This is a genomic window from Raineya orbicola (assembly GCF_002843425.1).
Taxonomy (GTDB): domain Bacteria; phylum Bacteroidota; class Bacteroidia; order Cytophagales; family Thermonemataceae; genus Raineya; species Raineya orbicola.
The window spans coordinates 1-6,366 of record NZ_NKXO01000071.1 but is presented as its reverse complement, the minus strand read 5'-3'; the positions used below and the strand labels follow the sequence as shown (position 1 = coordinate 6,366).

At 37.5% G+C, this 6,366-nt stretch carries 7 protein-coding genes; 2 read left to right on the top strand and 5 right to left on the bottom strand.

Features of this window, described 5'->3' with window-relative positions:
• Positions 1–160 precede the first annotated feature (160 nt).
• From Rain11_RS13480 to Rain11_RS13460, 5 genes are all read right to left on the bottom strand, one after another.
• The gene (locus Rain11_RS13480) at positions 161–733 is read right to left on the bottom strand and encodes a DUF502 domain-containing protein (protein ID WP_101359892.1); all 573 of its coding nucleotides are present in this window, start codon (positions 731–733) and stop codon (positions 161–163) included.
• A 112-nt stretch (positions 734–845) separates the two neighbouring features.
• Positions 846–2,033, bottom strand: a complete 1,188-nt coding sequence (gene kbl, locus Rain11_RS13475; RefSeq protein ID WP_101359891.1) for a glycine C-acetyltransferase — start codon at positions 2,031–2,033, stop codon at positions 846–848.
• Between the two features lie 14 nt (positions 2,034–2,047).
• Positions 2,048–3,394: an acetyl-CoA carboxylase biotin carboxylase subunit gene (accC, locus tag Rain11_RS13470; protein WP_101359890.1), complete on the bottom strand. Its 1,347-nt coding sequence runs from the start codon at positions 3,392–3,394 to the stop codon at positions 2,048–2,050.
• Between the two features lie 102 nt (positions 3,395–3,496).
• On the bottom strand, positions 3,497–4,057 hold the full coding sequence (locus tag Rain11_RS13465) for a TerD family protein (protein WP_101359889.1): 561 nt from the start codon (positions 4,055–4,057) through the stop codon (positions 3,497–3,499).
• Positions 4,058–4,128: 71 nt separating this feature from the next.
• The gene (locus Rain11_RS13460; protein ID WP_101359888.1) at positions 4,129–4,689 is read right to left on the bottom strand and encodes a TerD family protein; all 561 of its coding nucleotides are present in this window, start codon (positions 4,687–4,689) and stop codon (positions 4,129–4,131) included.
• 214 nt (positions 4,690–4,903) lie between these two features.
• Here Rain11_RS13460 and Rain11_RS13455 point away from each other — a divergent pair, with 214 nt between their 5' ends.
• Positions 4,904–5,623: a hypothetical protein gene (locus tag Rain11_RS13455; protein WP_101359887.1), complete on the top strand. Its 720-nt coding sequence runs from the start codon at positions 4,904–4,906 to the stop codon at positions 5,621–5,623.
• A gap of 24 nt (positions 5,624–5,647) precedes the next feature.
• Positions 5,648–6,235, top strand: a complete 588-nt coding sequence (locus Rain11_RS13450) for an RNA polymerase sigma factor (RefSeq protein WP_243390597.1) — start codon at positions 5,648–5,650, stop codon at positions 6,233–6,235.
• The last annotated feature ends 131 nt before the right edge of the window (positions 6,236–6,366 follow it).

The following is a 6,366-nucleotide window of genomic DNA, read 5'->3' as shown; positions in this document are numbered from 1 at the left end:
TTAGGACTTAAAACTCCCCCCTCCTCGTTGAGGAGGGGTTGGGGGTGGTGTTTTTAATCCAACAATCACATTTTTTTCTTGTTTTTTTACAAAGAACAAATAAAAAATTACAATCCTAAACAACTTCAAAATCTATTTTGTAATTGCAAATGAAAAGCATTTACTCGGTCTTTATTACGCTTTCGTCCAAATCAATCACGCCCCCCGAAACGATAAATTTCATAATATCTGCCCCACTGCTATTGAGCGGGGTAATGAATTTTTTTTCCACAATAAACAAATTGCCCGAAAAATTATATGAATGTGGAATATACACAGCTACGAAATTTTCATCAAGCCCCCACTCGTTGAGGTCTTCTTGGGTAAGAAATCCTAAACGTTTGAGATTGGAATCTTGTGAGATTTGCACCAAAACAGGCTTATCAAATTTTTTCTTTTCACCTACGAAAGCAGACGTCAAATCTTTGATGGAGGAATAAATGATACGCACAAAAGGCAGTTTTTCTAATATTTTATCAAAAAACTGCAAAATAGGTTTGGTTAGCCACGCTGAACCCAAATATCCTAAAAGCGTAGTACCTGCAATGACTACTATTACTCCTAAGCCAGGTATGTGAAAGTAAGGAAAAAGTCTATCCAAAGCATTTACAACAAAATACAAGGCATAAGCCGTGATACTCACAGGCACTACAAAAAGCAAACCTCTGAAAAAATATCGTAAAAAGTACTTCATATAAAGTTTGATAATGCGTGTAAAAAGTTAGAAACGAAAGGCAAGAAACAGGCGATAAGAATGATTTACACTTTTCATAGTGCTATATCCCTGTATTTCTTGCCTTAAATGTCTAGGATTTTAATACTCCCAGTTCTTTACCTACTTCTGTAAAGGCTTGAATAGCTTTATCCAAATGATGCTTTTCGTGTGCGGCAGAAATTTGCACGCGTATGCGAGCTTGCCCTTTGGGAACAACAGGATAAAAGAAACCTACTACATAAATACCTTTATCCAAAAGTCTTTCGGCAAATTTTTGAGCAAGCACGGCATCGTAAAGCATAATTGGTACAATGGGGTGTTCGCCCGGTTTTATATCAAAACCCGCTTCGCTGATTTTCTGACGGAAATATTTGGTATTTCGTTCAAGTTTATCACGCAGTTCGGTAGTTTCAGAAAGCATATCCAAAACAGCAATAGAAGCCGCTACAATAGCAGGAGCAAGAGCATTAGAAAACAAATAAGGACGAGAGCGTTGGCGTAAAATATCAATAATTTCCTTTTTGCCACTGGTAAAACCACCCATAGCACCGCCCAAAGCCTTGCCAAGCGTACCCGTAATAATATCAATTTTACCCATTACGCCTCTATATTCGTGAGTACCTCTACCATTTTTGCCCATAAAGCCCGAGGCGTGGCATTCATCAATCATAATGAGAGAATTGTATTTTTCGGCAAGTGCTACGATTTTATCCAATTGGGCAATGGTGCCGTCCATAGAAAAAACGCCATCGGTAACAATAATACGAGTACGAGCATTTTGAGCTTCTTGGAGTTTAGCTTCCAAATCTGTCATATCATTGTGTTTGTAGCGAAAACGTTGAGCTTTGCACAAACGTATGCCGTCAATGATAGAAGCGTGGTTCAGTTCGTCAGAAATGATAGCATCTTGTTCATTGAAAAGAGGCTCAAACACACCTCCATTGGCATCAAAGGCGGCGGCATAAAGAATGGTATCTTCGGTGCCTAAAAATTCGGAAATTTTACGTTCTAACTCTTTATGAATATCTTGCGTTCCGCAGATAAAACGTACCGAAGACATACCAAATCCGTGAGTATCTAAGGCTTTTTTAGCCGCTTCAATGACTTTGGGGTGTGAAGAAAGTCCCAAATAATTGTTTGCACAAAAATTGATAACTTCTTTGCCATTGGCAACAATATCAGCTCCTTGGGGAGTTGTGATGATGCGTTCTTTCTTGTAAAGCCCTGCATTTTCTATTTCTTGCAATTCTTGGGCAAGTAGTGCTTGGTTGGTGTACATAGTCGTAAATGTTTTTACAAACCTGAATAATCGTAATTGTTCATATATTGTGTGGTAAAATCTCTTCCATTTTGGAAATTAGGGTCGTCCATCAGACGAATAAGCAAAGGAATAGTAGTTTTTACGCCATCAATCACAAATTCTTGCAAGGCACGTTTCATTCTAACAATCACTTCCTCACGCGATTGAGCCGTTACGATTACTTTGGCAATCATTGAGTCATAGTTAGGAGGAATAACATAGCCTGAATAAATATGCGTATCTACCCTCACGCCTGCCCCACCGGGAATGTGTAAATTGGTAATTTTGCCCGGACAAGGTCTAAAATCTTTGCCAGGGTCTTCGGCATTGATGCGGCACTCCATAGAGTAAGCCAAAGGATAATAGTTTTTTCCTGAAATAGGCACTCCTGCGGCTACTTTGATTTGCTCTTTCACCAAATCCCAACCCGTAACTGCCTCTGTAACAGGGTGTTCTACTTGTATGCGGGTGTTCATTTCCATAAAGTAGAAATCGCCGTTTTTATCCAAAAGAAACTCAATAGTGCCTGCTCCTTCGTAGTTGATAGCTTTTGCTCCTTTGATAGCGGCTTGTCCCATTTTCTCGCGAAGTTTTTCATCAAGTAGCGGGGAAGGGGTTTCTTCGATAAGTTTTTGGTTACGGCGTTGGATAGAACAATCTCTTTCTGAAAGGTGGCATACGTTGCCATATTGGTCGCCAAAGACCTGAATTTCAATGTGTCGGGGGCTTTCGATGAATTTTTCCATATACAAGCCGTCATTACCGAAGGCGGCACCTGCTTCCATTTTAGCATCGTTCCAGGCTTTTTCTAAATCTTCTTCTTTATGGACAATACGCATACCACGCCCGCCTCCTCCTGCGGTGGCTTTCAAGATAATAGGATACTTGATTTTTTTAGCAATTTTTTTAGCTTCTGCTAAATTCTCAATGATACCATCGGAGCCGGGTACCGTAGGTACGCCTGCGGCTTTCATTGTTGCTTTGGCGGTGGCTTTATCGCCCATTTTTTGAATTTGCTCGGGGGTAGCCCCTATGAATTTAATGTTGTGTTCTTGACAAGTTTTAGAAAAAAGGGCATTTTCAGAAAGAAACCCATAACCAGGGTGAATGGCATCAGCGTTTGTAATTTCAGCAGCAGCGATGATAGCAGGAATATTCAGATAAGATTGTTTGCTCGGAGCAGGTCCTATGCAAACGGCTTCATCGGCAAATCTGACGTGCAAACTTTCTTTATCAGCTGTAGAATAAACAGCTACGGTTTTAATGCCCATTTCTTTGCAGGTGCGTATGATACGTAAAGCTATTTCCCCACGATTGGCTATCAGAATTTTTTTGAACATACGTTTTGTTTGTTTGGGTTTATGTTTGCAAATAAAAAGGTTTTTCCGAAAAATTCCGAAAAAACCTTGCGAATTTTATCACTTGCTTGCTACCTGTACGTCTTACGCATACATATCTACGTAGCCTTGCAAACCCTTATTGCCACCTATGCCTGTGGCAGTGAAAATCCATTCACCATTTTCTCGTTTGAGCCTGCCAAATTCTACATCAGTAGAAGTGGGGTAGTCGGCATCTAAATCATAACGTAAAATTTCACGTTTGGTTTCTACATCATAAATACGAATATAGGCATCGGAAAGCATACCGAAGTTATGTTTACGGCTTTCGGCATCGTGTATGCTGACAATCACTAAAATTTCACTTACAGCAGGATTTACAGACTCCAAGTTGGCAAGAATCATCTCATCGTCTTCGTCGCCCAGCCCTGTTCGGTTATCTCCTGTGTGTTTGATAGCCCCATCGGGCGATTGTAAATTGTTGTAAAAAACAAAATATTCATCAGCAGGTAACTTTCCCTTTTCATTTATCATAAATACCGAAGCATCTAAATCCAAAGCATTGCCTGCTTTTACCTCCCAGCCCAAACCTATCATAATTTTTTTGAGCGAAGGTTCTTTTTTAGTCAAATTGAATGAATTGCCTTTTTTGAGCGAAATAGCCATAAAACAAAATATTTTAGAGGTCAGAAAAATTTTCCTTGAACTTGTAAGGTTTGAAAAATCTTACAAGGTCGCTATACATATTTATCTACATAACCTTGCAAACCAATAGCTGTACCTACTCCTGTGGCAATAAAATGCCAGCCATCTTCTTCTCGTTTCAATCTGCCAAATTCAATTTCTGTGAAAGATGTATTATTTTCATCTAAACGAAAACGAACAACTTCACGGCTATTTTCTACATCTACAAGGCGAATATAAGCATTTTTTAGCAAACCAAAATGATGTTTGCGAACTTCGGCATCGTGAATACTCACGACTACAATCAGCTCTTTAATAATAGGATTTACTGCGGGCAGATTGGCGAGTATCATTTCATCATCATCATCACCAATACCTGTGCGATTATCGCCTGTATGTTTGAGCGAACCATCAGGCGATTGTAAATTGTTGTAAAAAACGAAATACTCATCAGCGGGGATTTTTCCATTTTCGCCTATCATAAATACCGATGCATCTAAATCCATATTATTGCCGGGCAATACTTCCCAGCCCAAGCCTATCATCACTTTTTTGAGTGAAGGCTCTTTTTTAGAAAGATTAAGTTTGTTTCCTTTATTGAGTTCTATTGCCATAAGAAATACTCTTGGTTGAATTTTTAGCAAAAAAAATGTTTTTATTGATTTTTGCAAAATTTTTTATCAAAACTTCATTTCTTGTGATATAAGTTCAGTTGTTAGATAAAGGTATTGTGTTTGGCATAAATTTTGAAATTTTATTTTGGAATTTGATTTTTTTTGAGTATTTTATGCAAAGTATTTTTGTTTTTTGTATAAACGTAATAGTCTTATGAAAAGTTTAGCTCACAATTGGCTTACCGAAGGTCTGATAGATTTTGAGTACAAAAAATATGTGTTGCTGGCTTACTTAAAAAATGTTCAAAGTGAGTTTGAGGCTACGAGGCTTTATCCTTATCTTTCAGATTTAGTTTTTCATTATCAGAACCTGCTTTCTTTCAAGGAGGGCAAACATTTTTTGCGTCAGAATTTTCCCAAACAAATCACCCAAGCTGATTTTGAAAAATTACGACTTCAATATGAAATTTTGGTAGATGATGATGAAATTATGCAAACATTGGAGGAGATTGTAGAGTTTGCTATTCCTAATTTTCGTTCTTTGCTCAAAGAAGGGAAAAGTTTATACGATTATGTAGAAAGCCATTTAGAACTTTCAATTGTGGGCATTGCTCCTTTGTATCAGGAGGAAGGTTATTTGATGTTGTATGAAGAAATTTTGAAAAATATTCAAGTATACGAATATCAAGTTTCTATTTTTGAAAATTTAGAAAACCCTTACCGAGCTATTCACTTGCAGTATTTAGAAACTATCCCTAAAAAGATTTTTGAAACTTTTGAAAATCTAAAACTCGCTTTACTTCGTAAATATACTAAACTACCCAATCCTGCCACCTACTTGATTGTGGCAAAAGTGCCATACCCCTTGCAGGAAACACTTTTGCCTGTGGCAAAAAGGGTACTTGTAAGGCATCTTTCGCAGAAAGCCGCCTAAAAAATTTGCCTACAACCAAAATGTTTGTTTAATTTACGTGCAAATATCAAGTTTGAGCAAGGTTTGGAAAAAGAAAAAACATTTTGGTTAGAAAGTGAGTTGATTGTTCAGCTCAAAGCTAAAAATGAAAAGGCTTTGGAGTATCTGTACGACCATTACGCTTCGTGTATGTATGGAGTTGCTTTGCAAATTCTGAAAAACGAAGAGTTGGCTCAAGATGCTTTGCAAGAGGCTTTTGTAAAAATATGGCAAAATATTCATAGCTACGATAGTTCCAAAGGCAAACTTTTTACTTGGCTACTAAATATTTTGCGAAACACGGCTATAGACAAACTACGAGCCAAAGAGGCTAAACACAAAGCCGAAAACTTGAAAAGTATTTCTAAAAAAGCCGATAATGATACGCTTAATCAATCAGATTTTATTGGTATAGGCGAATTGACACAAAAACTGAAACCTGAACATAGAGTTATTATTGAAATGATGTATTTTGAAGGCTACTCTCAATCGGAAATAGCCGAAAAATTGGGAATACCGCTGGGTACCGTAAAAACCCGAGCTAAAAATGCCTTAGATTTTTTACGCAATTTGCTTAAAGGAGATAATTTTTAACCGAGAAGTTGTTTAGGATTGAAAAAGATTTCCAATGAAAGTTGTATATTTAGGTGCTGAAACTAAAATATTACTTTTCATGGAAATCTTAAGCAAAGATAATATAAAAAGGTATATAATACCACATTTAC